This is a genomic window from Novosphingobium guangzhouense (assembly GCF_002896965.1).
GTDB classification, from domain to species: Bacteria; Pseudomonadota; Alphaproteobacteria; order Sphingomonadales; family Sphingomonadaceae; genus Novosphingobium; species Novosphingobium guangzhouense.
Genome location: NZ_LYMM01000026.1, coordinates 75598 through 102252 on the forward strand (window position 1 = coordinate 75598; position 26655 = coordinate 102252).

The 26655-nt window shown below is 61.3% G+C and carries 23 protein-coding genes and 2 pseudogenes; 8 read left to right on the top strand and 17 right to left on the bottom strand.

The genetic code is table 11. The features are described 5' to 3' along the window. Positions 1-183: 183 nt before the first annotated feature. The 5 genes from A8V01_RS08045 to A8V01_RS08065 form a co-directional block, all read right to left on the bottom strand. Positions 184-1386, bottom strand: coding sequence for a molybdopterin molybdotransferase MoeA (locus A8V01_RS08045; RefSeq protein WP_103095405.1), 1203 nt, complete (start codon positions 1384-1386; stop codon positions 184-186). Further along, positions 1387-1932, bottom strand: a complete 546-nt coding sequence (mobA, locus tag A8V01_RS08050; RefSeq protein ID WP_103095406.1) for a molybdenum cofactor guanylyltransferase — start codon at positions 1930-1932, stop codon at positions 1387-1389. Beyond that, positions 1929-2699: a formate dehydrogenase accessory sulfurtransferase FdhD gene (fdhD, locus tag A8V01_RS08055; RefSeq protein ID WP_103095407.1), complete on the bottom strand. Its 771-nt coding sequence runs from the start codon at positions 2697-2699 to the stop codon at positions 1929-1931. The genes mobA and fdhD overlap by 4 nt, the downstream gene beginning before the upstream one ends. Next, complete coding sequence (locus A8V01_RS08060; protein ID WP_425437289.1) at positions 2689-5001, bottom strand: FdhF/YdeP family oxidoreductase; 2313 nt, start codon at positions 4999-5001, stop codon at positions 2689-2691. The genes fdhD and A8V01_RS08060 overlap by 11 nt, the downstream gene beginning before the upstream one ends. Before the next feature lie 82 nt (positions 5002-5083). After that, positions 5084-5983, bottom strand: a complete 900-nt coding sequence (locus tag A8V01_RS08065) for a LysR family transcriptional regulator (RefSeq protein WP_170065873.1) — start codon at positions 5981-5983, stop codon at positions 5084-5086. Positions 5984-6058: 75 nt separating this feature from the next. On the opposite strand from A8V01_RS08065, the pseudogene A8V01_RS29730 reads away from it, so the two are divergent. From A8V01_RS29730 to ndpC, 3 genes and pseudogenes are all read left to right on the top strand, one after another. Beyond that, positions 6059-6214, top strand: a pseudogene (locus tag A8V01_RS29730) (phosphoenolpyruvate carboxykinase domain-containing protein); the annotation flags it as partial. Next, on the top strand, positions 6192-6389 hold the full coding sequence (locus tag A8V01_RS29735; protein ID WP_103095409.1) for a phosphoenolpyruvate carboxykinase domain-containing protein: 198 nt from the start codon (positions 6192-6194) through the stop codon (positions 6387-6389). The pseudogene A8V01_RS29730 and the gene A8V01_RS29735, both read left to right, overlap by 23 nt. Before the next feature lie 692 nt (positions 6390-7081). Further along, positions 7082-9100 carry a 6-hydroxypseudooxynicotine oxidase gene (gene ndpC / locus A8V01_RS08075; protein WP_103095410.1) on the top strand — a complete coding sequence of 673 codons (2019 nt, stop codon included), beginning with the start codon at positions 7082-7084 and terminating at the stop codon, positions 9098-9100. Positions 9101-9137: 37 nt separating this feature from the next. Here ndpC and A8V01_RS08080 read toward each other — a convergent pair whose 3' ends face one another. From A8V01_RS08080 to ndpH, 7 genes are all read right to left on the bottom strand, one after another. Next, positions 9138-9842, bottom strand: coding sequence for a TetR/AcrR family transcriptional regulator (locus A8V01_RS08080; protein WP_103095440.1), 705 nt, complete (start codon positions 9840-9842; stop codon positions 9138-9140). Between the two features lie 118 nt (positions 9843-9960). After that, on the bottom strand, positions 9961-10752 hold the full coding sequence (locus A8V01_RS08085; RefSeq protein ID WP_245892385.1) for an alpha/beta fold hydrolase: 792 nt from the start codon (positions 10750-10752) through the stop codon (positions 9961-9963). A gap of 134 nt (positions 10753-10886) precedes the next feature. Next, a complete protein-coding gene (ndpD, locus tag A8V01_RS08090) occupies positions 10887-12050 on the bottom strand; it encodes a 6-hydroxy-3-succinoylpyridine 3-monooxygenase NdpD (RefSeq protein WP_103095442.1) in 1164 nt (387 codons plus the stop codon). Between the two features lie 51 nt (positions 12051-12101). Beyond that, complete coding sequence (ndpG, locus tag A8V01_RS08095; RefSeq protein WP_103095411.1) at positions 12102-12722, bottom strand: maleamate amidohydrolase; 621 nt, start codon at positions 12720-12722, stop codon at positions 12102-12104. Then, entirely contained in the window at positions 12709-13761 is a 1053-nt protein-coding gene (gene ndpE / locus A8V01_RS08100) for a 2,5-dihydroxypyridine 5,6-dioxygenase (protein WP_103095412.1), read from the bottom strand. Before ndpE ends, ndpG begins: the two co-directional genes overlap by 14 nt. Then, positions 13754-14575, bottom strand: coding sequence for an alpha/beta fold hydrolase (locus A8V01_RS08105; RefSeq protein WP_103095413.1), 822 nt, complete (start codon positions 14573-14575; stop codon positions 13754-13756). Before A8V01_RS08105 ends, ndpE begins: the two co-directional genes overlap by 8 nt. Further along, the gene (gene ndpH, locus A8V01_RS08110) at positions 14575-15327 is read right to left on the bottom strand and encodes a maleate isomerase (protein ID WP_483869996.1); all 753 of its coding nucleotides are present in this window, start codon (positions 15325-15327) and stop codon (positions 14575-14577) included. The genes A8V01_RS08105 and ndpH overlap by 1 nt, the downstream gene beginning before the upstream one ends. Positions 15328-15714: 387 nt before the next feature. Here ndpH and A8V01_RS29740 point away from each other — a divergent pair, with 387 nt between their 5' ends. After that, positions 15715-16350, top strand: coding sequence for a helix-turn-helix domain-containing protein (locus A8V01_RS29740; protein ID WP_146037227.1), 636 nt, complete (start codon positions 15715-15717; stop codon positions 16348-16350). Positions 16351-16433: 83 nt separating this feature from the next. Next, positions 16434-16817 carry a nuclear transport factor 2 family protein gene (locus tag A8V01_RS08120; protein ID WP_170065875.1) on the top strand — a complete coding sequence of 128 codons (384 nt, stop codon included), beginning with the start codon at positions 16434-16436 and terminating at the stop codon, positions 16815-16817. Positions 16818-17064: 247 nt separating this feature from the next. Here the strand turns inward: A8V01_RS08120 and A8V01_RS29745 are convergent, their stop codons facing one another. After that, complete coding sequence (locus tag A8V01_RS29745; protein WP_170065876.1) at positions 17065-17184, bottom strand: glycoside hydrolase family 11 protein; 120 nt, start codon at positions 17182-17184, stop codon at positions 17065-17067. Continuing rightward, a complete protein-coding gene (locus tag A8V01_RS29750) occupies positions 17150-17578 on the bottom strand; it encodes a glycoside hydrolase family 11 protein (RefSeq protein WP_425437290.1) in 429 nt (142 codons plus the stop codon). Before A8V01_RS29750 ends, A8V01_RS29745 begins: the two co-directional genes overlap by 35 nt. A 342-nt stretch (positions 17579-17920) precedes the next feature. On the opposite strand from A8V01_RS29750, the pseudogene A8V01_RS08130 reads away from it, so the two are divergent. Further along, positions 17921-18678, top strand: a pseudogene (locus A8V01_RS08130) (IS5 family transposase). A 13-nt stretch (positions 18679-18691) separates the two neighbouring features. Here the strand turns inward: A8V01_RS08130 and A8V01_RS08135 are convergent. Next, positions 18692-20890 (bottom strand): nicotine dehydrogenase subunit L, encoded by a 2199-nt coding sequence (locus A8V01_RS08135; protein WP_103095443.1) that lies wholly within the window; start codon positions 20888-20890, stop codon positions 18692-18694. 40 nt (positions 20891-20930) lie between these two features. Next, positions 20931-21386, bottom strand: a complete 456-nt coding sequence (locus A8V01_RS08140) for a nicotine dehydrogenase subunit S (protein WP_103095419.1) — start codon at positions 21384-21386, stop codon at positions 20931-20933. A gap of 495 nt (positions 21387-21881) precedes the next feature. Between A8V01_RS08140 and A8V01_RS08145 the strand changes: the two genes are divergently transcribed. Next, positions 21882-22250 carry an EF-hand domain-containing protein gene (locus A8V01_RS08145; protein WP_103095420.1) on the top strand — a complete coding sequence of 123 codons (369 nt, stop codon included), beginning with the start codon at positions 21882-21884 and terminating at the stop codon, positions 22248-22250. A gap of 176 nt (positions 22251-22426) precedes the next feature. On the opposite strand, the gene A8V01_RS08150 is transcribed toward A8V01_RS08145, so the two are convergent. Beyond that, positions 22427-24616 (bottom strand): TonB-dependent receptor, encoded by a 2190-nt coding sequence (locus tag A8V01_RS08150; protein WP_170065877.1) that lies wholly within the window; start codon positions 24614-24616, stop codon positions 22427-22429. Between the two features lie 513 nt (positions 24617-25129). Here A8V01_RS08150 and A8V01_RS08155 point away from each other — a divergent pair. Then, entirely contained in the window at positions 25130-26596 is a 1467-nt protein-coding gene (locus A8V01_RS08155; protein ID WP_103095422.1) for an MFS transporter, read from the top strand. Positions 26597-26655: the final 59 nt, after the last annotated feature.

Consider the following 26655-nt stretch of genomic DNA (forward strand, 5'->3'; position numbering starts at 1 on the left):
ATCTTCAACTGCGTTGTGCGCGATCATGATGTCATGACGGTCCAGGCCATGATGGAGAGGCCGGTCGATCTGGCGCTGGTCGGGGCCACGCCGTGGAATGCACCCTCCGGCCTTCCGCTGGATCGCGATCATCGAAGGGACGGAGCATGGCCCAAAGGCCGCGTCCCGTATCCGCGCGCTCATTCACTCGTCAGCTCTGTCGTTTAGCAAATCAAACAAGGGGAATAACCGCCGTGGCTGATCACCGCCCTGGACGATCCATGCGTTGGCTGCCAACAGCGATCTCATCATATGAGACTGTTGACCGGGGAGGACAACGACGGCTGACCCTGCTTCAGTAGGCTTGGCGTAGGCCTTCAGTATGCGTGTTTGGCCGCTATCCTGGCAGTCGGACCAACGAAGAATGGGCTGTTCACCCGACATTCCGTACCAGGCTCGGATGGCCGACATAATGAAGAAACGTGCTCCGACCAGCGCCGCGACTGGGTTACCCGGAAGCCCGAAAATCGGTACACCCGATCGGCTCGTCGCGAACAGAACCGGCTTGCCTGGCCGCATATGAGCGCCGTGGAAGTAGATCAAGGCACCAATCGCTTCAACGGATGAGCGCAACAGATCCTTGGCGCCTACGGAGGCGCCACCAGTGGAAATGATCATATTCACACCGTTATCCAGAGCAGAACATAGAGCTTCGCAGATAGCCTGCGCGTCATCTTTGATCCGGGTATGCTGCAGGATGCTACACCCGGCATCTTCCAACAGCGCCCGTACCATCGGCCCGTTCGCATCGATGATCTGATCGGCAGTAGCATCTTCGCTGCCTGCCAGTTCGTCGCCCAAGACCAATATCGCGACCCGCGGTTTCGCGCGGACCGTTACATTGGTAACTCCGTAGGCTGAGAGCGTCCCGACCATCGCTGGGTTGAGACGTATCGGCCTGTCCAAAACTGTCTCGTTGAGACGAGCGTCTTCACCGGTCAGGCGAATGTTCGCGCCCGCCATGAGGGCCTCGGAAAGGAGGAGACTGGTTCCCGCGATATTCGCTTTTTCCTTAACCAGAACCGCGCCGGTGCCAGATGGCACTGCGGCTCCAGTATAGATCGGGCGCGCTTCATTTTTGCTTAGTGGCCGCATTGGCTCCCCGGCGAACTGCGCTTCGCCGATCCAGAGGGAATGGTCGCCAGGCAGTTTTAGGGTGTCTTTGCGAATAGCGAAGCCATCCATTGCGGACATATCGAACGGAGGGCAATTGCGTTGGGCCACGACCGGTTGGGCCAGAATCCGACCGTTCGCCATTATGACGGGCAAGACCTCGCACGGTCCGGCATAAGCGTGATCACGGACTTTCTGGAGAGCATCGTCAAAAGCAATACGCGTCGGTTTCACTTAAATGCTCTCCGGTCCGGCCAGCCACCGCTGTAAATCCATCTCGAAATTGAAGTTTGCGATGTTGGTAGAAGTCTGCAACGGAGCGGCCGCGATGGAACGGCCAAAGGCACGCAAGGAATGTTTGCCGTCGGCTACCAGAAGCTGATCAAGCGCCTCACAAGCCTTGGTAGGCCACAATCCAATTACAGGGTGCCGATCGACAAAGGCCGCTTCTTGTCGTCTTATCAGATCCGACAAAACTGTCGAGGAACCGAAGGGCGTATCACACGCTAACGTCAGCACCCATTCAAAGCCATTTTGCTGGCCATAATGTAGCGCTGCACTCAGCCCCCCCAACGGCCCCATATCCGGCGCAGGGCGGTCTTCCAGCGAAATCTCGTTCGGCCATTCACGACCGCAAACCACGATCGCCTGAGTTACATCTCGCAAGGTGTCGATTGCGTGCGACAACAGGGGTTGGCTTCCGACCACTGCTAACGCCTTGTCGCTGCCGAAGCGCCTTGATCGCCCCCCTGCCAGAACTGCTCCGAGAACTTGTGTCATAGTGCGCGAAGAACGCTGTCGGGTCGAGCGAGGACATAAAGCTGCAGATTGGCATCGTGCGCTCGATGCAACGCTAGCGCGGTGGGTGCGGAAATCGTAACTAAGGTTGGACAGCCCGCCAGAACGGCCTTCTCAACCAGTTCATAGGAGCACCGTGAGGACAGGAGCGCAAAGCCACCATCCCAGTCAATCCCTTCGCGCAGCATGGCCCCGATCAGCTTGTCGAAAGCGTTGTGGCGCCCAACATCTTCTCTCACGAGTTGTATGGCGCCGTCCCTCGAACAGAATGCGGCAGCATGGACGCCGCCGGTTGCGCGATTGAGAGGCTGATGATCACCCAAAGAAGCAAGCGCCGCAAATACCGCTTTTTCTGAAAGAGCCGATGAATCCGGCAAACGCGGAAGTGGACGCATCGCCTGCTCCAGATTCTCCAGACCACATAGGCCGCATGAGGACTCCGATGCCCTGTGCCTGACGCGGTCATGGACACGTGCCAGCACGTTCACCGCAAGACCTAATCGTAGAATGATGCCATCGTCCGTAGAATGGCTGATGACACCATCAATCTGATCGGGCCGGTCGATCAACCGTTCGCTCCAGGCGAACCCGTAGGCGAAATCCTCAAGGTTTTCCGGCGTAGCCATCAGCACGGCGTATCCGACACCTCCCGGTTCGAAAGCGATGGGAACCTCTAGCGCGATCGTTCTCGGGTGCACGGACACCGCCCCGCTGGCTTCGATACGATGAAAGTTCGCGTCAGGCGGCATTCGCGGTCAATCGACTGCGGGTCATCTTCACACGCACAGATTTGTACGATGGGGTGCCGCTGGTCCGGTCATGGTCGTCCAGGGGGACCAGACAATTTGCCTCAGGATAGTAAGCCGCAAGGGAGCCGCGCGCGATCTCGTGAGCGACGACCGTATATCCGGTGAGAGACCGCCCCGGCGCTCCTTCGATATCGACCATGTCCCCATGCGCGATCCCGAGTTCGGCAAGATCATCGACATGCGCGAAAATCACGTCCCGTCGGCCCGTGATACCGCGGTATCGATCGTTCATCCCGTAAATCGTGGTGTTGTACTGATCATGGCTTCGGATCGTCGTAAGAATGAGACTCCCCCCCTCATTCACAGCGCCAGTCAGGGGATGCGCGATGAAATGGGCCTTGCCTGACGGCGTGTTCCAGACTCGTTTGGAGGCACCGACGGTCAGCCGGAAACCACCCTTCTGGCGCACTCTGACATTGAAGTCCCTGAAATCAGGGAACACAGCCTCGATCGCATCTCGTATGCGATCGTAGTCCGCCACGAGCCAATCCCAAGGGATATCGATGTCCGGCAAAGCCGCCTTTGCCATACCGGCGACAATTGCGGGTTCAGACCTGAGGTCAACGGTAGCGGGCTTGAGAAAGCCGCGGGAGGCGTGGACCATCGACATCGAATCCTCGACCGTGATCCACTGGGGGCCTTCCGCCTGCTCATCCAGCTCGGTTCGGCCAAGGCAAGGTAAAACGATCGTCTCCTTGGCCAAAAGCAGACAGGTCCGATTGAACTTGGTCAGGATGTTGACCGAGAGCTCAAGTTTGCGGAAGGCTTCGAAGCAGGCATCCGGATCGGGCATCGCAACCGCAAGATTGCCGCCCAGCGAAATGCAGGCCTTCGACTTGCCTTCGCGCATCGCCTGCAACGCCTCGACCGCCGCATGGCCGTGCGCACGCGGGCTGGTAATACCAAAGTAAGCGTCGAGACGCGCCAGCACCGGTTCGCTGGGTAGTTCGGTGATGCCTACGGTCCGGTCGCCTTGCACGTTACTGTGGCCGCGCAGAGGACAGATTCCCGCGCCCGGCTTGCCCATGTTGCCGCGGAGGAGCAGCAGGTTGGCAAGTTCCTGGACGTTCGCGGTGCCATTGGCGTGCTGCGTGATGCCCATGCCGTAGCACACGATGACCCGCTCTGCCTTCGAGTACGTTTCCGCCATGCTTTCGATGGCCGCCTTCGAAAGGCCGGCGCGCGCGACTATTGTGTCCCAATCGAGGGCTTCAATACTTTCGCGAAGCTCATCAATCCCGAGGGTGTGCTCTGCGATGAATGGCCGATCGAGCAGGCCAGCGCCGCCTCGGGCCAGATCGGCTGCGTCGGCTTCGAACAGCGCCTTCATGATGCCCTTGAGCATGGCGCTGTCACCACCGACCCGAACCTGATGATAGGCGGAGGCAAGCTGGGTGGAGTTCGGCGAAAGCATTTCGGTAGGATGCTGCGGCGACTTGAACCGCTCAAGCCCCCGCTCCTTCATGGGATTGGCAACGACGATGGGTACGCCGCGCCGTGCAGCGTTGCTAAGCGTCGAAAGCATACGCGGGTGGTTCGTACCAGGATTGTGGCCGATGCAGAATATAGCGTCGGCTTCGTCGAAATCCTCCAGCGTAACGGTGCCTTTGCCAATGCCGATCGACTTTGGAAGGCCCATGCTCGTGCCTTCGTGGCACATGTTCGAGCAGTCCGGGAAGTTGTTGGTACCATAAGCGCGCACCATCAGCTGGTAGAGGAAGGCCGCTTCGTTCGATGCACGGCCTGAGCAATAGAATTCAGCCTGATTGGGATCGTCGAGAGCGCGAAGGCCAGCACCGATGCGATTGAATGCCTCATCCCAGCTGATAGGCACGAAGTGGTCGCTATCGCGGTCGTAGGCCAGGGGGTGGGTCAATCGACCGGCATCCTCAAGCTGGTAATCACTCCACTGCCACAGCGAGGTTGCACTATGTTGTGCGAAGAAATCCGTATCCAAGCGTTTCGTCGTGGCCTCCCACGTGACCGCCTTTGCGCCGTTTTCACAGAACTCGAAAGACGAAGTCTTCTTGGGATCGGGCCAGGCGCAGCCGGGACAGTCAAATCCGGTCGGCTGATTCATCTTGAGGAGAGCGCGGGTATCCTTTGAAGATCCCATCTGATCACGAACCGCGAGCGCAACGGCTTTCAATGCACCCCAGCCGCCTGCCGGCCCATCATAGGGCTCGACACCGGCGACCTGTTCTTCTGCGGGGATCCCCTTAGGACTGTCCTTGGCCATCATCATCTCCTCGACATTGAGCGATATCGCGCTTTGAGAGAGATCGATCAAATCGGAATGTTACAACTCCAATAGACAAAGGCTATCATACGGGGTCAAACTGAGCAGGTAAAGCAAGGCTCTCACCTATGGCGAGGATCGGGCCGGCCGTAGCGGAAGGGAACTTGTCGCCCGGCAACACCAACCCGATCGTCGCTGACGCTAAAGGCGGAACAATCGGCAAAACTCTTAGATTTTCTGGCACCATCGACCGATAGCTTTCCGGAATGAAGGCCGAGTAGCCGCCCCCGGAGACAATGGCAAAAAGGGCGTCGAAGCTGTCCGCAGTGATAACAGGCTGGGCCGAACACCCATGCTGCGCCAGACGGTCGTCGAGAATACGGCGATTTTGCATGCTTTGCGGCAACAGACAAAGACGATGTTCAATGGCTTGTCGAACAGGCACGGGAGTGCCGTCGGGAAGTCCGGCGGTCGCGCCTGTAAGAAGGACAAATCGATCACGATAGAGCCCGAGCAACCGAAAGTCCGGGGGCATCGCCTTATCGACATAGGTGATGCCGACATCCAGTTCGAATGTGCGAATCCCGCGAAGAACGGCCTCGGATGTCATGGAATGACAGGCGATGGTAACCTCGACATGCGCCGCCTGGAGTGCTTGTGCGAGATATCCGATTACGGGCATCGCTGCGGGAATGCAGCCGATACGGACCTCCCCGCTAAGGGGCTTGTTAGCGCGCCCTGCCGCCAGTACCAGATTGGAGTGAGCCGCGATAACCTGCCGTGCCCAGGGCAAAACGGCTTCCCCCTCAGGCGTAAAACCGATGAAGCGTCTCTCGCGCTCCACTAACCGCTTACCAAGTTGAGCCTCAAGCGAAACCAGCCCTGCGGATAGCGTTGGCTGGGAAACGTTGCAGGAAGCGGCTGCTCGCGCGAAATGACGTTCGTGGTCCAGCGCAATGAGATATTCCAGATAGCGAATATGCATACCCATCCCTTTCACGATAGGAACAATCTATCACCGCTTCCTTCTCCTTTGAAACACCTGACGGATGGTCCTTGATTGCCGCTGCCCGCGCCCGCCAAGCGGAGACCTATCTCCTACTACTTCACCCACTGGCTGCGAGTATGCGTGGCGCCAGCATCTGATCCGGCGAGGTTGCCCCGCATTCTCATGGTGAACTGGCTTCGCAAGTATGCGGCAGGACGCGTCTTGTGGGCGGGCCTCGGCGACAAACGCATGCGTGCTCAAATGGAGCCCCGAACGGGTCGAAGGTCAAGCCGATGCGATCGAGATACGGGCCGGCCTTCTTCCGAACGAGGCCGGTATGGATGTCGAGGGAATGGACCTAGCGAAGCACGCACTCGACCAGCTGCTCTCCGTCGATTCGTGATCTGGACTCAGGTGGCGGCGCGTAACCGAGCCTATCTCGAGGACTTCGGGGAGCGTCTGTCCTGCGCTCATGAGAGTGCAAGCGTTGATCGAGGAGCGTCTCAACCGGTAGGCGGTTTTGGGTTTTCACGATGCTGGACTGCCGGGCGCGTGCCTTCGACGGGTTCCAAAAAAGTATGGCGAAGCGCCGCGGCGTTTCCGAGGCATTGAACGTCAAAGCTGATCCATTGCCTCCGAGTGAGTCAGCAGCCGGGCTCATCACCTTTTGCTCTGTGTAGGTGGAACGCCGTCACGGCGCGCTCGCAGGATGGAAGCGAGGCCCGCGTGCCTCACGCGGCTCGGCACAGCCACGCCATGAAGATGATTTTGAGGATGCGGCGCTACGATCCAAGGGACATGGGCGTTCCACGCGTCGATCCGAATGGCTGGCGCTCCGAGTTCGGCCCCTACTTGATTTTTTTGCTTCGCCGTACCTCCCGAGCGCGGCGGCGACCTCCGGTCAACGGGCCCTCTGTGGAAATGTCTGGCGAGCGCCGGGCGTCTAGGCGGTTTGTTTTTGGCCGCTTTCCATACTCGGCTCCCCGCGCGTTGCATTAGATTGCCTCGGTCCATCCGACTCCGGCGGGGATGGACACACAGCCGACTTCAAGCGTCGGACGACTGATCCCAAGCGAGCCGCCGGCGGAGTCATAGATGCGCGATCCCCGATACGACATCCTTTTCGAACCAGTGCAGATCGGTCCCGTCCGGACGAAGAACCGTTTCTATGTAGTTCCCCACGCGACTGCGATGGGCATGACGGCGCTCGAGGAGATGATCGCGTTCCGCAAGGCTCGGGCCGAGGGTGGATGGGGCGTCGTCTGCCTTGAGGAGACGATGATCCACGAGACCTCCGACCACGCGCCCCTTCCGGATCCGCGCATGTACCACGACAAGTACATCGAACCGCTCTCGCGGGTCGTGTCAGCGGTCAAGGAGTATGGTGCGCTCGCTGGCGTCGAGCTCGCGCATGCGGGCGCCTCGGGGCCGGCGATCTACCACCGCGAGCATCCGCTTTCGCCCAGCACGAAGTATCCGCACTACTTCTACAACCCGATAGCCGCGAGGTCGATCGATAGGCAGGACATCCTGGACTTCCGGCGGTGGTACCGCGACGCCGCGATCCGCGCGAAGAAGGCGGGCTTCGACATCATCTATGTGTATTGCGCGCACAACCTGTCGCTTCTCCAGGACTTCCTCGACAGCGGTGTGAACAAGCGAACCGACGAATATGGAGGAGTGTTCGAGAATCGGGTGCGCCTGCTTCACGAAACGCTGTCGGACGTCAAGGACGCGGTCGGCGACACGTGCGCGGTGGCGGTGCGCTTCGCGGTGGAGGAGCGGCGTCGAGCCTCGAGCATCACGGCACTCGAGGACGGCCGACGCGTCGTCGAGGCTCTGGCTGACGTTCCCGATCTCTGGGACGTGAACGTCAGCGACTGGGCGTGGGACAGCGGAAGCAGCCGCTTCTTCGATGAGGGGCAGCAGGAGCCGTTTATTGACTTTGTGAAGAAGGTCACCAGCAAACCCGTGGTCGGGGTCGGCCGTTTCACGTCGCCCGACGCCATGGTGAGCCAGATCAAGCGGGGCGTGCTCGACCTGATCGGAGCGGCGCGGCCGTCGATCTCGGATCCGTTCCTTCCGAACAAAATCAATGAGGGCCGCCAGGACGACATCCGCGAGTGCATCGGCTGTAACGCGTGCACCGCCGAGGTCATGACCTCGTCGCGGATCCGTTGTACTCAGAATCCGTCCGCGGGAGAGGAGCATGTCAGCGGCTGGCATCCGGAGAACGTGCCTGCGGCGCACGATCCGGACGCATCGATCCTCGTCGTGGGTGGCGGACCGGCTGGCCTGGAGGCGGCTCATACGTTAGCCAAACGTGGCTACCAGGTGTCGATCGCCGATGCGGGAAAGGAGTGGGGCGGTCGACTCGTGCGCGAGCGTAGACTGCCTCGGCTGAGCGCCTGGGGCCGTGTGGTCGACTACCGGGTCGGTCAGTTGCAGACGATGCCGAACGTCAACATGTACCTCGACAGCCCGCTGGGCGCCGACGACGTCGGCGGTTTCGAGGCGGATCACGTGATAGTCGCCACGGGTGCAAAGTGGCGGGGCGGCGGCGTCGGGCGCCATCATGACGAACCGATCCCCGGTCACGATCTCCCCCATGTCCTCACGCCAGAGGACATCCTCGACGATCGGCTTCCAAAGTCAGGAAGTGTCGTAGTTTACGACGAGGACTACTACTATATGGCCGCCGTTGTGGCCGATCGGCTGGCCAAGGCGGGATGCAAGGTCACCTACGTCACGACTGCAAGCGATCCGTCACCGTGGACGCACAACACCCTCGAGATGGTCCACGTGATCAATTCGATGAACGAGGCGGGGATCTCGATCGTTGTGGGGACCTCCATCGTGTCGATCTCGGAGGACTCGGTGAGAGTGAACCGTCTGCTCGACGGCGCAGACAGCGAGATCGCCGCAGATGCGGTCGTGCTGGTGACGGGACAAGTGTCCGAGGAAGGCCTGTATCATCAGCTGGTGGAGAAGCGTGAAGCGGGCCTCATCCGTTCGGTCGAGCGGATTGGCGACTGCCTTGGTGCTGGGCAGATAGCCCAAGCGACGTACGACGGCAGGAAGGCGGGCATGCGCTTCGGAACGACGACTGAGTGATCGATCAGGAAGGCCGGGCTGTGCCCGACCTTCCTTTTCAAGGATTGGGAGCTTTGATGCCGGCGGTGAGGAATTCGACCATGTGGTCGAGCATTTCGTCCTTGGAGAGTTGCAGTATCTTGCCCTCGGTAAGATCTTCGATGCGGCCCAAATCGTTCAGCATGAAGAGGTATGTGCCGACGAGGAAGGCCATCCGAAGCCCGATGGTATGCTTCGATATAGCGGGGAGAACTTTGCTGAGGGCATCGACGTAGCGCTTCACTGAAGCGTCGTATACCTCGCGTCGCAGACGGAGCGCGTGCTCCTCCGGCTCTGCGTGGAGACGAGCCTGCAGCCGCACAAACGCAGCGCCTGCCTCGCCGCTGTACTTGAGATCCCATTGCGGCTGCAAGTATGCCCGGATGATGGATTTCACCGTCAACGGTTTGCCGCTTTCCAGGAGGCGGTCTAGCAGCACATGACGATGGCCGGACAGCAGGCCGCCGCGTCGCCGATACACCTCGTCGAACAGTTGCTGCTTGCTTTCGAAGTAGTAGCGGATCAGACCCTGATTGACACCAGCGCGATCTGCGATGTCGCGGATGCTGATACCCGCGTATCCACCTTCCGCGAACGCGATCTCGGCTTTGTTCAAGATCGTCTCGCGGTGATTGCCGTCCTTGCGTGGGCGACCCGGCTTGCGCGCCGTCTTCACTGCGCTCTTCTCCTGCGGCGCCTCGGCGTCCATCACTTCGGCTTCCATCCGGCCCCGTTCCAACATCATCGCTATTCACCAGCGTTAGCGGGGAACGCGCTGGCTAGGAAGTGTCTAGCGCGACAAACAGGATGAGAATGTTATTGTCGCGCATTCCCGTGTTCCCTCACGAAGGAATGTTGAGGTCAAGCCAACGCACCATCAGTCCGGCGATCTCATCGCTATTGCTCTCGCTCATAAGCATGTGTCCGTTGCCGGTGATTCCGTGCCGCTCAAGGCGGATGTGCTCGAAGACCGGTGCGCGGGCGCGGAGGAATTCTGCCGCGCGGGCATTCGCCTCGCGCATCCAGGTGGCCTCTCCGGTGACAACCGCGATCGGTCTGGCAAATGGATCATGGTGCCCTTGGTAGGAGGTAGAGACCAACCCGTTATCGAAGACGCCCAGAGGATGGACCATACCGGGGTAACCGAATGGTTCCGCCGCGACCACGGCAGCGACGTTCTCACCACCTAGAGCGGACAGCGCCCAACCGCACGGCGCGCCCATCGAGTGACTCACGATGATCGTCGGACCAGTCATCCGGAACAGCTGTTCCGCAATGGCTTCCACGTGGCGCTGACTGGATGCAAGGCTGTCGGCCATCGGACCCTGGCCCGCCATGAAGCGGTCTCCGGCAAGCGGATCGGCGGGCCATCGGTTATGAGCGACGGCGTCGCTCCACAAGCGCTCCTTCTCCGGCTCAATGAATCGCGAGTATAGAGCATCGTAATCGGCGGCCGGCGCCGTAGGGCCCAAGGCGCGATTGTTCCAATGGGATCGACCATGGCCCGGCCGATCGATGACGTAGGTCGCGTATCCAGCGCGCAGGAAGCTGTGCACCCAGCCTGGCCGCCCGTCCGGTGTCCTGATGAAATCCGAACCCTGTCCGCCGCCGCCGTGCACCAAGAGCAAAGACATGGGGCGGCGACCGACCGGAATGAACCACTGGACGTAGGCGTTTATGCCGGGCGAAACGTGATCGCCGTCCCGGACGGGGGCCGACGTCAAGAAGGTGCCGCCGAAGTCGGCGAGTTCGAAGGGCAGCTCGTTGTTCAGAACTGCGTCTCCATCTGCTTGGTGAAGCTCAGCTCGCGTTCGAGGAGCCGCTCGTCGCCCGCGGCGGTCCGAAGGAACTGGATGCGGTCCTCTTTCTCCTGTCCTTCCTTGAGATGATAGAGAGTGCGCAGGTTCCCGGAGGCGCGGGGCGAGGTAATCTCGGAGAACACCCGACGTCGGTCGCGTTCGTAGAACTCGAGGATCTCGTCGCCCGCGTCGTCATGGATGACGCGGTTCAGGGCTTCGATAAGCGCGAAAGCGTCGAACATGCCACCGGTGAGGCCAAGGCCGCCGGTCGGGTTGGTGACGTGGCCGGCGTCTCCGACGAGTAGTATGCGACCTACGCGCATGCGATCAGCGATGCGCTGGTGCATGCGATAGGGGGAGTAGGCCACCACTTCGTAGGGCAGGTCCGGCAGGTGGTCGGCGAACATTGCGTCGATTCGGCCTTCGATCCCCTCGATCGGCAGATCGGGATCCTCCACGAACGTAACGCGCCAGATGTCCGGCTCTTCGATCTTGCAGATGATCGCGCCGTGCTTCTGGTCGAACTGCATTACCGACTTAGGATAGCCGCGTGAGGACAAATCGATGCGCGTGTTGGTGGCAACGTATCGCTCGGGCCACGTGGTCCCTAGAAACTGGAGATCCAGAACCTGCCTGCGCACGGTGCTGTTTGCTCCGTCGGCGCCAATGAGGTAGTCGCCTTCGAGCACCGACGGGCCATCCGGCCCTTCGACCTCAGCGATCACGCCGCCGTCGGTCTGGCGACACGAGGTCAGTTTCGTACGGAGCAGGATCTCGACGTTCGGTAGCGCGGAGGCGTGTCGTGCCAGAATCTTCGAAAGTAATCCTTGGTGAAGGTGCAGCGCGTGGCCGCCCATGCCCTCGGGGACCCATTTCCATTCGATCATCTCGCCGGTGCTGTGTATGTGCCAGCCGAAGTTCTGCCGCAGGAAGCCCTCCGCGACGCAGTCCTGCAGCAGGCCGAGCCGCTCGAGGTGCGGCAGTACAGGGTAGTGGTAGACGAGCGCGCGGGGCTTGTCGTTGAACCTGTCCTCCGCCTCGAGGATGGTCACGCGCGTGCCCTCCTTGGCGAGCCCGAAGGCGGTGAGAAGACCAATCGGCCCTGCACCGACGACGATCACATGTTTAGCCATTCCATCCGTCTCCATCTTGGGTTCCGGCGCTGCGCGCCGTGAATGTCGCTTCTAGATCCGTTTCAGCCATTCGATGACGTCCGCCGCGTCGGTGACGTCTCCATACTTCTGGCCGATATCATACAGGGCCGCATCATGGGGAGCGGTCGCCCGGTCGGCACAGCAGTCCTGCGGCACCAAGACGGTGAAGCCCGACTGTACGGCGTCGACCACAGTGGCACGCACGCATCCGCTCGTAGTTGCGCCCGTCACGACGAGCGTGTCCACGCCGGCGGCCGTGAGCAGCGCTGCGAGGTTGGTACCATGGAACGCCGAGGCTCCGTGCTTCACCAAGACTGGATCGCCGTCGACGATGCCGGTCGACGCGTCGACTTCGACCATCCTCGTGCCGACGAGGAGCGCCTTCATCCCCGTCGCCTTCCGGAGCCATGGCAGCGTCTCGGCCTCCCACCGCTGGTACGCGATGGTAGTGTAGATCACAGGAAAGCCGCGGTCGCGCGCGAGATCGGTTATCTTCCGGGTTTGAGCGATCTGATCCCGCATGTCCGCGGCCGTGGGGTAGCTTGTATCCGTGAACCCGTAGCTGAAGTCGACGACGACGATCCCGGGGCGCTCACCGCGGGCTACCGTGCGACCGAACCCCGCCTTGTCGTATACCTCATCCTGCGACATCGAACACCTCGCGGCTATCATCGAGAAGATCCTTGGCCGCAATGCGGCCATCGAGGACCACGGGTTCGCCGTCCAGGAACAGCGAGCAGCCGCGCAACGGGATGTCGAGATGGCAGTCGGTGTCGTTCGCACCGCCGAGTTCGTTGTTGGGGCCAGTCGAGAACAGCACGTTGCCGAGGAAGCTTCGCGGCTCCATCCCCATTCCGCCTGGGAATTCGCCCGGCGTCATGCGGTGCCATTTCGCGTCGGGATTCATGCCCCAGCCGATGTGACTCATCGCGAAGCCGCGCGGATCATCGAAGTCGGCCATGTAGGACTTGACAATCTCGGCCTCCAAGCCGCCTCGGATCGAGGTGACGATGCCCTTCTCGATCGTATAGGTGATCGGCTCGCGAACGTAGATGTTCTGCGGCAGCAGGACGTCGCCGGGCGCCACGACGATCTGGCCATCGACGCCATCGTCGTCGCCTCCCGTGAAAACGAAGCCGGATGGCCAGTGGTCCCAGCGACCCGGCTCGTCCGTGCACGCATACTCGGTCACAGTGGGATAGCGCCCAATTCTGTAGGTAACGTCGGTCCCGTGAGGCGAGGTGACATGCATCGTTCTGGCGCGGCCCAGAAGCTCTCCCGCGGTCTCGACCCTCTCACGCAGCTTCTTCGACGGGAGCATCCGGGCGAGAAGCTCCGGTGGCTCGACGACCGTTAGGATGCGCGCACCTGCCGCCTGTATGGCCATCTGCTCCGGCGAGAACAGAAGGAAGATGCAGTCAATCACCATGTCGACATTCTTGAGCGCCTCGACCGCCTCGGGCATCCTCGACAGAGGCGTCTGGCCCACGGCCCAGCCGCCCATCGGCGGCGGCGCGGGGAGGCGCATGTGATAGATGTTGGCCTTCAGCATGCGGCCGGCGGCAAGGAACGCGTCGGCATAGTTTAGTCGGTCGTCCCCTTGAGTCAGAACAACAACTCGCTCGTCCGCCCGAACTCCCGACATCTTCAGCTGATGGAGACAGATATCCGTAAAGCTGGACCTATCCATGTGCTGGAGCCTCATCGATGTTGGCCGGGAAATCCGCCACTGCGTTGAGGAACCCCTCGAGATCGTCCCAAGGGATCATATGTCCGGCTTTCTCGACGGTCACGATCTCGATCGCCGGTGCGAGACTGCCGATCTCGGCAACGTCGTCGGCTTCGATCACCGGCGATCCGCCAGCGACGATGAGCCTCATCGGCAGGTCCAGTAGCGGCAGATCCGCATGGATGTCGTCGGAGTGGAAGCCCTTGTACGCCGCGTCTATGGCGCGCAGCTCGCAGGTGTGGAGCCACTCCGCACGCAGGGCGAGCTGATCCTGCGTCCAGGTCGGGCAGAACGCCCGCATGTCCTCAGCAGAGCATCCCCGCTGCGCAAGCAGGATGGAGTCTTCGTACCACGGCCAGGCGGAGGGGTACGGCCTCCGCCCGGGCCCGCTGACCGGAGGATCGGCCAGGATGAGGCCGCCGAACGCTCCCGGTGCCCTGCGGGCCGCCCGGATCGCGGTGCGGGCACCCATAGAATGCCCTAGGATCACCGGTCGCTCGAAGCCGAGCTCGCGGGATACCGCGATCACGTCATCCGCCATCGCGTCGAGCGAGTAGTCCAGATCGCCTGCCTCACTCAGGCCTCGGCCGCGAACGTCGAGGACGTGAACCTCGTACGAGTCCGCCAGCCGGGATGCGACGAAGTCCCAGGTGACCGCTGGGGAAGTAATCCCGGGCACCAGCAGCATGACAGGGGATCCCGGAGTGCCGTGGCGCACCAGATGATTTCGTATGCCGTTGGCATGCACGTTGTAGCCGAAGCCGACGGGTGCCATCAGTAGGCTCCTGACAGCAGCGTGCCGCCGCCGGGCACGCGCGTGTCGAGGTCTAGAGCTTTGAGCATCGCCCACGTGGTAGAGATCGCGGCCGTCAGCACCGGCTTCCCAACCTGCGCCTCCACGATGGACACGGCCGGCAGCGAAGGCATTTGCACGCAGGCCGACAGCACCACCGCATCCACCTCTCCGACGTGCTTCATCGAGGCCACGATGCCGGGGAGGCGAGTCGGATCGTGCGCGGCGACGGCGAGGTTGTCCGAGATCTCCAGCGCACGCCATTCGACGACGTCTATGCCCTCGGCTCGGATGTACTCCACGACCAGCTCGGTGAGCGGCTTCATGTATGGCGCGACGATCGCCACGCGCTTCGCCCCGATCGCCTTGATGCCATCCACAAGCGCACCGGCAGACGAGACGACGGGAGCCGGATTGCCGTTGTCCACCGTCGCCTGATGCAAGCGCGCCTGAGACTCGCGATGGTACCCCTTGCCCATCGACATGATCGCAACGAGGCACGCATAGCCCATCACGTCGACGGCCGCGTCAGAGAGCTCTACCGCGCAGGTGTCGCTGGCGCTGTCCATCTTTGACAGCTCCTCCTTCGTGACGTGCTTCATCCGCATCCGGGCCGAATGGAAGGTGAACCGCTCCGGCGAGATGGACTCGCGGGCTCGAAGAAGGGCGGGGATCTCCGTCTCCATGGTCACGTTCGAACTCGGCACGATCTGCCCTATACGATAGGCTCTCAACACCTTCTCCTCTGCTACTGATCGATCAGTAATTCTGCTATTGCATAAATACAAGCTGTATTTCGTGGCTGTTTCCGCACCCGCCACCGGCCAACCTTCAATTCGGTCGGAGGCGCGCTGAAGGCGCAGTCCATCGGGTAGCGAACGCATGAATCGGCGGTTGATCAAAACGCTTGATTTCTTCATCCGTATAATTGATGGTAGGCGGGTTGATGACGTTACCTCGTCAATGCTCGTCAGGTCCGCCAAGCCGATCGATTGACTGCTGTCGCAATGGCCGCGAGCGATCTCTTCTAGGGGATCGTACCTGTGTGACGCGCGATCTCGCCCCGTCGCTGGGCAACGAGTTTGCGACTGTCGGAGGATGAGGAAAGAGAAGGCCGCAGCATGGCGTTTATATCAGCGAGGTGGCTGAATCAGAAGGATCTTGAGGGTTGCGACGAGTTGTGCACTCGTCCCGGCGCTGCGGAGCCGCGCGCGGCTGCTCCTTGGACGGGCGTCGAGAGCGAATTCTTCTCACCCGTCATCGCGGCGATCGGGCGTCCCCGGGCGGATGGGCGCGGACGGCCGCGATGCGGCGCCCCCCACGCATCCGCAGATGCCGTGGAGAGAAACGAACGCTGTTTGCACACCGATCAATCGTTCGTTCGGCCCACCCGCCGATCCGAGGGGGACCCGCTACTCGTCAGAAGACTCAAGAGCGCCGTTCTGGACGGTCCCCGCTTCGATGCTGCGGAGGCGGACATCGCGCGTGAGCTGGGTCTATCAGGACGCACCCTCCGCCGCAGGCTGCGTGAGCTCGGGACAACGTATGCCGAGACGCTGGCAGAGGCGAGGTTCGCCTTCGCTAAGGGATGCCTCGCCGACGCATCACTGACCATCGGCGACGTCGCGGATCGTGCAGGGTATTCCGACGTGAGCAATTTTCGGATCGCCTTCAAGAGGTGGGCCAGCTGCTCGCCGCGCATGTTCCGCGCAGGGCTCGGACTGAATCCCGACCCAGCGGGATCGACTGAACCCTGACCTTTCATCAGATCATGCGGTGGGCGCATGCTCCCGATCATGGCCTGGAAATTACTCCACTAACCCCAAAGAGGAAAATGCCGATGTCGAGTCTTGCCGATAGCACCACCGCCTTCATGAGCACCTTCAACGACGGAGAGTTTGAGCGAATGCTCAGCCTTTTGTCACCCGAGGCCGTATATATTGACCCGAACGGCATTGAGCACAGTGGCGTCGCCGAGATCGGAGCGTCCCTGAAATCGATCTTCGACGGTTCGCTCGGCAGCGTCAGCTACGACGTGTCCTCGACCGTCCTTGACGAGTCTGACCAACGTGCCCTCGTCACCTGGACGATGGTCATGACCGCAGCGGACGGATCGGTGTCGTCGGTGGACGGTCTTGACATCCTGCGCTTCGAAGACGGCAGGCTCGTTTCGAAGAACGCATTCTGCAAGGCCGAAGCGCTGGCCATTCGCAGCGTGTCGTAGACTCTGAATACCACTTTCTACTCGTTCTCGCCGACCCGCCGCCGTCACGTGTTCGCATGCGCCTGACCGCAGAAAATCCGGCAGCGGGCCGGCGTGGTGCCTGGGCCCCTGACGAGCGAGGGTCTTTGTCCGGTCTGCGTCTGCAAACGCGCTGCCGATGACCCACTCCGTTCGAAGCGACTTCGTGACCTGGAGAGTGGCTACGTCCAGCAGGCCGCGCAAGCGTTGGATTAGGAGAACGACGACGTTAGAACTGCCGCTGCTGCCGAACGCTCCAGTACTGATGAAAGGTCGCAGTACAATCGATGGGCGGCTGCTCGATAGTTCGGGTGCTATAGATCGTGTAGGTGCCGCCATCGCTTTTCACCGTCCCGAGCGGTTCTGCCGAGCCGCCTTTGCGGCGTGAATTGCCTGGCCCAGCTTTCCATGACGTAGGTTTCCACCAAGGAATTAATCGTCCACCCGTACAACTGCAGGTAGCCGTTCGTTCCAGGTTCGAATCTCTCGGCCCGGTAAACGACTTGACAGTTTGCCGAGCCAGCCCGCCATCCCTTGCTTACAACGAGGTTCTCACCGCGAGCGAGCCGGAATCGGATCGCGTACCGACCATGGGCCCCCAGAGTCTCGTAAAGGCATCTCCGCCGCTCTTGCAGAGGGTAATGTAGAAGCCGCCGTTGAAACGCCATCCAATTGGCGCATACTCTCTCACCTGTGGTGCTGGCTCTGACAGCGGCGAAGAGCAACAAGGACGCTACCGCCATGACGGCGCCGGGCTTGTCGATCGTCGATAGGGTCTCCGAGCGGCCGCGATCCTTGTCGCCTCGAATGTCGACTGAAGGGTGCGAGGTGTCGGAGCGCACCGGTTATCCGTTCGGAGGCGGACGCCCTTTACGAACGAAGCGGGCGATGTGTCCCGATCATGCTAGTGGTCCGAGCAGCCTGAATCTTCGAATGGGCCGCGTTGACTAAGCATGCATACGTTTGCCTTCGGACCTTATGACGAGGCTGACAGGTACGTAGCCCTAGGCCGGATCGACATTCAGGATTCCCAAGCGGGCTGATCGCTGATTCATAGGCATCCGTGTTGAGGCGCGGAGCGGGTGATGGCAGCCAAACGGTATGAACTGAATGACGCCCAGTGGGGGAGGATTGCACCCCTGTTGCCGGGCAAGGCAGCCGATCCTGGCCGGACGGGATCGGATAACCGATTGTTCGTAAACGGTTGTTTGTGGGTGCTGCGGTCGGGTGCGCATTGGTGCGACCTGCCGGAGCGCTATGGCAAGTGGAAGACGGTGCATCGGCGCTTCAGCCGTTGGTGCCATGCCGGCGTCTGGCAGCGGGTGTTCGATGCGCTGACGGCGGACCGCGACAACCAGTATCTGATGATCGACAGCACGATCGTTCGCGCGCACCAGCAGGCGGCGACCGGAAAAGGGGGGCGTGCGATCAGGCGCTGGGGCGTTCCCGAGGCGGACTGACGACCAAGGTCCACATGCTGGCCGACACCCTCGGCCGGCCGCTGCGCTTCATCATCACGCCCGGCCAGACCGGCGACATCACCCAGGCACCGGCCCTCCTCCTCGGTCAGAACGGCGATGCCGTGCTTGCCGACAAAGCCTATGATAGCAACGCCTTACGCGCTGTTATCGCAGGGATGGGAGCCGAAGCGGTCATCCCTTCGAACCGTTCCCGAAAGGTTGCCATCCCCCACGACGCGATGACCTACAAACTGCGCAACCGCATCGAGCGATGTTTCGGCCGCCTCAAACATTTCCGCCGCTTCGCCACCCGATACGACCGCCGCACCATCCACTTCGCCGGTTTCATACACCTCGCCGCCGCAATGATCTGGTTACGCTGAATGTCGATCCGCGCTAGACGAAGGAAAGATCGTGATCGCTGAGTGGTAGCGAGCGTATCCGGGGCCCGCCAGCGTCGAAGATTGCATTCAGCATCGCGGTCATCACGATCGGGACCGCATCTTCGCCAACACCGGCGGGATGCTCGTCGCTTTGGACGAGCTCGATATGGATGTTTCTGCAGGCGGTCGCCAGCCGGGCCACGTTGTGGTCTTGGAAGTTGCGCTCGACCACGCGGCCGTCCTTCAGGGTGATTTTACCGTAGAGGGCGGTCGTGATCGCCCAGAAGATACTGCCCTCCACCTGACCCCGCACGACCTCCGGATTGAGAATCCGTCCGCAGTTCAGCACCACGAAAACACGATCCACCCTTAATGCACCCTTGCCGTCAAGCGTCACGTCGACGACCGCTGCCGCTGTTCCGGTCCGGTACGTCACCCAGTAGCTGAAATCGTTGACGGAGATTCCGCGGCCGCGACCCCGAGGCAACCGCTCTCCCCAGCCCGCGATCTTTGTGACCCGGTTCAAAGCGTCCCTCATGTTGCGGATGCGGTTCACGGCGACGCCCCGATCCTTCAGGTCGGCCGGAACCGTCGTCTCGTCGAGTAGCTCCATGTAGAGGTCGACCCGATCCCGTCCAGCGGCCACGGCCAGTTCGTCCTGGAAGCCTTGGTTCATCCAGACGTGCTGGGTGAACGCCACGCCACGCATCCAGCCAAACGGCTGCGGCGTCTTGATCCGGGCATATTCTATCTGGAGGTTCGGCACGTAGTGCGGTAGGCGGGCGGGGCCGTAGCTCTGGTCGGGAGCCGTCCCGCTCACGACGCGGTTGAACCACGCGATGACCTTGCCATTCTCGTCCAATCCCGCCTTGAACCGCGAAACCGTAATCGGCGGCGGATAGCCACGGGCCATCATCTCCTCCCGCGTCCAGATGAGCTTGATCGGCCTGCCGGGGATCGCCTTGGCGATTTGCACTCCTTGCGAAACGTACTCGTTCTGGCACCGTCGGCCGAAGGCTCCCCCGGTGTACGGCAGGTTGAACTGGACCCTCTCCGGAGGAAGCCCCGCCGTGACCGCGGCGAGGCGGTGAGCGTCCTGGGCGAACTGCGTGGAAGCCCACACCTGCAGCCCCTCCGGACGCAGCCATGCGGTGCAGTTTATCGGCTCTAGCGGCATCGCGTCCATGAAAGGGTAGGAGTAGTCCGCCTCGAGCACCTGAGCTGCCCGGCCGATGGCCGCAGCGTAGTCGCCGGCCTCGCGCACCACCGGCTGCGTCTGACCGACGCGCCGCGTGAGGTCCGCCATGATGGCCTCGCTGCTTGCATTAGCAAAAGGGCCCTCATCCCACTCGATGGGAAGGGCCAGCAGGGCCTTGCGGGCGCGCCAAAAGCTGTCCGCAACAACCGCTACCGCGTCGTCCATGCCGTAGTCCTCGCCGCCGTCGGCGATCGGCCCGTTCAGTCCGCTCGAGCCGCCTGCTATGCGTACCACCTTCACAACGCCAGGCATTTTGGCGATCGCGGTCTCATCCCAAGAAACGAGTTTGCCTCCGTACACCGGCGATTGCCGCACGGCTGCGTAGAGCATGCTTGGCAGATCGACGTCGATGCCGTACTGGAGCGTGCCGTTCGTCTTCTGCTTCAGATCCAGACGCTTGACTGGTTTGCCGATGAGACGGTAATCGGCCGCCGCCTTGAGCTTAACCTTTGCCGGCTCGGGTGGCGTGGTATGGGAGGCGAGGAGAGCGAGCTCCGCGTAGCTATGGCGCGCACCGCCTGGGAAAACGACGCCGCTGTTTTCTGTCCGCAGGTCCTCGATCGCGATCCCCGAACGGCGCGAGGCAGCGATCAGCATCATCTGCCGGATCTGCGCGCCCGCCATACGCATCGGATCGAACAGCCTGTCCGCGGACCAGCTGCTCTCGGTGCAAGTGTAGACATAGACGTTGCCGCGCTTCAGGTTGGTCAGCGGATCAAAGAATTCCGGTCGGACGAGCGACCAGTCGAGATCCATCTCCTCCGCGAGCACCTGCGATAGCGTTGTGATGACGCCTTGGCCGATGTCGCTCTGAGGTATCCGGATCCGAACGGTATTGTTCGGCTCGATGACGACCCAGGAAATGAGTTCAACCGGGGTGGCTGGGCCGTAGTCGGCCACTCGACAGCCCGACATCGCCACGGGAAAAACGACGCCGGCCGAGACCGCCGCCATGGACTTCAGCAAGTTGCGCCGATCGGTTTGCATGCCGTCATCAGATCCGATTGTTGGCCGCGGCATGGATCGCCGCACGTATGCGTTCATAGGTGCCGCAACGACAGATGTTGGTGATTTCCCGATCGATCTCGTCGTCGGTCGGATCGCTTGACTTCGAAAGGAGAGCGGTCACTGCCATGATCATGCCGGACTGGCAGTACCCACACTGTGGGACCCGCAGATCCTGCCAGGCCTTCTGGACGAACTGGTCAGCGTCGCGGGAAAGGCCCTCGATCGTCGTGATGTCGAGTCCGACGGCCGCTGACGCAGCAAGGGAACAGGAGCGGGTCGCCTGGAAGTCGGCGATCACAGTGCATGCACCGCATTGGCCGATACCGCAGCCGTACTTCGTGCCCTTCATCTTGAGCGTGTCGCGCAGCACCCAGAGCAGAGGAGTGTCGTCATCGACCTCGACTGTCGTCAGCGCACCATTGATCTTGAGATTCACCTTCATAGCGACCGGACCATTCGTCTGTTGGAGATAAGAAACGGCATGGCAGAGCGTTGCCGTAGCGCCTTGTCCGATCCCATCAATCCCGTCATCGAACCGTCTCCTGTCGTTGCGTTCGGCGCATCGCCTGCTTCGGTGGCCGTTCTGACCGTCGATGAGACCGGTTGCGTGGTGAACGATCTCCATCTCCAGAGTCGGCTGTTTTGCCCAGCTCTCTCGCAGTTTTAGGATGCGATCTTGAGCACGCGCCACAGCAGGCGTCAATGAATTATTCGATTGCAGAATAGATGGCGGGAAGGGATCCTCGGTAATGGTTGATCGCCGATCGGAAGGCGACCGCCGACTTCGAGCCAGATCATCGAGCGCGCCTCGATTCTTCAGGAGTCCGCTTCGGACTCTCAGCCACGACCCACTCGATCGTAGATTTTTGTTCGATCAATTTCCTTGGTCCGCAAGCGCTTCTGAAGCGTTGAGGCAGAAAGAACTGGAGCGGAAGTCATGACAAATACTCAAATCTCAGCACTAGGTCGGCTGGTGATCTGCCTGCTTCTCTGCGCGACGACCGAAACCGGCGCGTTCGCCAATGGTCCGCCGTCGCCGTCACCGATCAATGGAAAGAGTCTCCTCGCGAAGATGGACGCCGATCGGGACGGGCGGATTTCCAGTACGGAGTGGCGACTGCAGAGCATGCCGATGGCGAACTTCAGGAAGCTCGATCGAAATCACGATGGCTTCGTGACCCTCAAGGAACTGGTTGCGAAACCGCCCAAGACGCTGGACGCGTCGCGTGACGGGAAGCTTTCCCCCCGAGAAATGACCTTCGGAAAGGCTGCAAAAAAAATAGCGCCGAGGTCCAAACGGCATTGAGGATCGGCAATTCCATCCGCCGCCCGGCTTTCGAGGACGTTGCGCTTCCGCAAGCCGCCTGCGAAAAACCGCTGTGATATCAGGGCACGGATTCCCGACGATCGAGCGGGCTCAAAAAAAGGCGCGGACCAATTGCTACTGGTCCGCGCCATGGATGCCGGATCGAATGAAGGCCTTTAGAAGCGGAAGGTCACATCGGCGCTGTACATCCGCGGAACGCCCCTCTGAAGGAAGTCGAAGCCCAGCGCTCTCAGCTGAAGCCCGTAGGAGACGTACTTCTCATTGAACAGGTTCTTAACTCCAGCGCCTACGGAGAAGCGATCGGCATTATACGCAACCCGGGCGTTCGCCAGCCAATAGCCACCCTGCGACAGGGCTTCGGCATTGTCGTAGAAGACACGCGACGTGTAGACGCCGTCGCCGTTCAGCTCCACGGTCGCGTCCTGCAGCTTAAGAAGCACGACGTTGGCGTTGAGGTTAAGGCTGAACTTCGCCGCGTTCGCGATCTGGTTTCCGGCGACCACGACTCCGCTGGTGCCAGTGACTACCGCATCATCTCCGTATGTCGGGTCGAGCACGCCCACGCCGACGCCGAGCGTGACGCGGTCGATCGGTTTGGCAGTGATCTCGCCTTCGAACCCGCGGACTCGCGCATTACTAATCGAGCGGAGGGGAAGCAGCAGGCCTTCCGGCACGATAACCTGCTGATTCTTGTAGTCAGTTTGGAAGACCGAGCCGTTGACCGTCAGAGCTCGATCGAGCAGAGTCGATTTGAAGCCCGCCTCGAACGTCCGCGCCGTTTCCGGCGGAGCGAAGTTGACCTCGGAGGGGTCGCTGAACGCTTGGGCGTTCACTGCGCCCGTCCGGTATCCCTCACGCATCGAAGCGTAGAGCAGGACCTGTTCTGAGGGCTTCCAATTGATGCCCGCCTCGAAGCTGGTGTTGTTGAAGGTCCGCCGGTCGGAAACGTTCGCAATCGTATTGACGGCGAAGGTATCGGCAGTGTCGCCCAAGAATGCGTTGTAGCGATTGACCGCAACCTTGTCCCTGCTGAACCGTACGCCACCGGTAACGGTGACCGTCCGGGCGAGCTTGAGTTCGGCACGGACGTAGGCCGAGTAGCTGTCGCGCTTCTGCAGGAAATCGTTCGTCTGGGTGAGACCCCGCCCCGTCGGGGTCAGCCCCAGGCTGCATGCCGCGCCGCATCCCGGATCGGTGAACAGACGGAAGTCGAACCCAGCGTCCGCGCTGTCCCACGTGTATAGCGCGCCCGCCTGAACGTTGAACGGCCCAACGAACGACGTGGCGACGCGGAGTTCCTGAACGAACTGCTTCAGATTCTTGCCGCGCGTGACGAAGGGGCTCTCGACGGCGATCTCAAGACCGTCCGAGTCGACGACGTCCACCCACTTGCCCCAGTCGTATGTCGTGACGGAGTTGAACGTGATGGTGTCCGTGGCATCCCACTTCATGACGAGGTTGACCCCGTCGATGCGGATGTCGCGCTTCGGCGTTCGGGTGAGCGAGTTCTCGAAGAAGCCGAGCCCGTTTCTGTTGGAACCCGGCAGGCTACCCAGATTGTTGCCCGGGAACAGGATGGCGGGGTCGTTAAAGTCGATGTTCGCGGCGATCGGTGCGTAGTTCCGCCCCCCGCTCTTGACGTGGTTGTAGCGCAGCGTCGCCTCGAAATCCGGTGCGGGCTCGAACTGCACTGCGCCGCGAATCGCGAAGAGGTCAGTCTGATTGAGGTCGCCGGCTCCAGGCGCGAGGTTGCGGAAGGTGCCGGTGTCGTGGACATACAGCCCGGCGACCCGCAACGAAAGCACGTCTTTGATCAAGGGCGTCTGGACCGCGCCCTGCAGCCGTACCCGATCGAAGTTGCCGTAGCTTCCGGTCAGGTAGCCTTCTGATGTGAAGCCGGGCTTAATCGTCACGATGTTGACGGCCCCACCGGTCGCATTCTTCCCGTAAAGAGTTCCCTGCGGACCGCGAAGGACCTCCACCCGTTCCACGTCGAAAACCGGCATCGACTCGAAGGCCTGCAGATTGCGGATGCCTTCGTCGATGTAGATCGCGATCGGCTTGCTCTGGTTCGGGGAATAGTCGGTCGACGAAATGCCGCGGATAACGAAGTTCGGTGGCCCGCCCTCGCCGTAGGGATAGCTCACCTGTGAGTTGGGTGACAGTTTGATGATATCCGAGACTTGGGTAACCTGACGTTCCTGGATCGCTTCAGCTCCGAGCGCCGAGATCGCGATCGGCACGTCCTGGATACGCTGCGCGCGCCGAGTCGCCGTGACGACGATGTCGCCGTTGTCCGCGCCATCAGGGCGTTGCTGAGCCGCATCGGCGGTCTGGGCGTCCATTGGAGCTTGGCCATCCGGCATGGTCGTTGGCGCTGCCGGAACGGGCGGTAAGGCGCTCTGGGCTTGCGCGGCGATCGGCCAAGCAGCGCATAGAGCGGTCGCGAGCGCCGCCAGCGAAAGACGCGGAGTGTATTGAACATGCATGGAAAGTTCTCCCCTTAAAATTGTTCCTGTGACGTCCTCCCGCTTCCTGGGAGCTGGTGTCACCACCAACTTCCACGACAGCCCGCGATGTTTCGCTCAGGGCTGTCCAGGCCGGCTGCGATCCGGGCGGATGATCAGTGCTATGAGAGCTTTTTAAACTGGTCAACAATTATCATTACGTATAATTATTCGATTCGAAAGCGGCTGGGGCGGCAATCGCCAGATTTCCCTTGATGTGCCAATGCGGTGCAGCCCTCTCCGTCCAATTGGAGAAAAAGTAGAAGCCGTCCGAAGAATTGGCACCGGCCCGCTTGAAGAAGATAGAGCGCCGTTGAAAAATGTGCATCTGACGAATAAATATGTTGCTCAGTGATCTGGCCGGACTATGGTCAAGGTAGCCGCCGCGCGACTCCCGATGGCGATCCGTGCGCATCACTGACGGCACTGGAGCTCGGGGCTCAAGCAACTACGAAGCCGCGCATCTATGAAGAGGACGGGCATGAGCTTGGAGAGATTCGTTTCATTTTCGTTGAAGCCGAACTCCGCATCCGTTTGTCCGGGTGCGATGAGCCGAGTTGGGCGCCGTTCCGCGCATCGCGCCCTCGAGCTGAAACCGCTTTCGTGAGCGCGGCGGTGAGCCAGTCGCCTCGCGGGACCTCCGCCCGAGCCGCCAGCGCGGTTTCCGGGCGCGCCATCGTCGTCGCTTGCGTGCTGTATGGCTTCTCGCTCATCCTAATCGACATCGCGCCTTTCTTTATCGGACTGTACGTCGATCATCTCGGCCTGACCCTGAGTCAGGCAGGTCTCGTGCAATCGGTAGATCAAGCCGGGGGCGTGCTTGGTGCGATTGCCGGCTTCTTCCTCATGCCTCGAGCGCGGTGGCGGACAATCATCGTCGCAGCGTCGCTCGTCGCCACCCTCGGCAACGTATTGACGGCCTTCGCCGACGGTTATCTTGTCCTATGCTTCATACGCTTCGTCGCTGGTTTCGGCGTAGTCCTTATCACGACGGTTACCGCCTGCGTGCTCGCTCAGGCTGCTGTCCCGGTACGGGCCTACGGAGCCGGGCTGGCTCTTGGCATGACGCTTTCAGCCGTCGCGATCTGGCTGCTGGAGGCCCTGCGAGCGCAGTTCGGAGATGCTGCGGCCTTGGGTTCGGGAGCGCTTTGGCTCGGTCTCGGTGCCGTTTTGGCCCTGCTGCTTCCGCTGGACCTCGATGGTCCTTCGGAGCCTGCCCTGCCGGAGGACGTGCCACAGATGAAAGGCGGTGCTCGCAATGCCGGCCGCGTCGCCTTGCTGGGACTTCTTCTCTTTGGTGTCAGCGTCAACGTGATTTACGCCTTCATAGAGCGGATCGGCCTCGCCAACGGGCTCGATCAAGGATCCGTTGCGAACGCCATGGCGTTCGGCTACATCTTCTCGGGGTTGGGCAGCCTGATTCCGACGATCTTCGGGGAGAGCGGGCGCCATCTGCGATGGATAGGTATAACGACGGTCGTCTTCCTTTCGTCGATCCTTGGCATATACCTCGCGCACTCCACCGCTTTCTTCACCGTCGCCTTCGCGATCTACGCATCCGCGTGGTGCATGGGACTGGCGTTTTACATGTCGATGACCGCGGAGAACGATCCGAGCCATCGCTACACGCGGATGATCTACGTGGTAAACGTGGCCGCCCAGTCGGTTGGTCCTGCGATCGGCACTCTGGTGCTCGCGCGCGCGTCACTGACTGCGGTCTTTATCGTCACGCCGCTGCCGGCGTTGCTCGCCGCACTGCTAGTGTCCTCGACCCGTCAGGCCCGCGTAGCGTCGCCGCCGCCGCACCCGGCCCACTGAACTCGGAAGCGAACCGCACATGCCTTCGACCTCATTTCACCTCCTGCCAGCGATGGAAC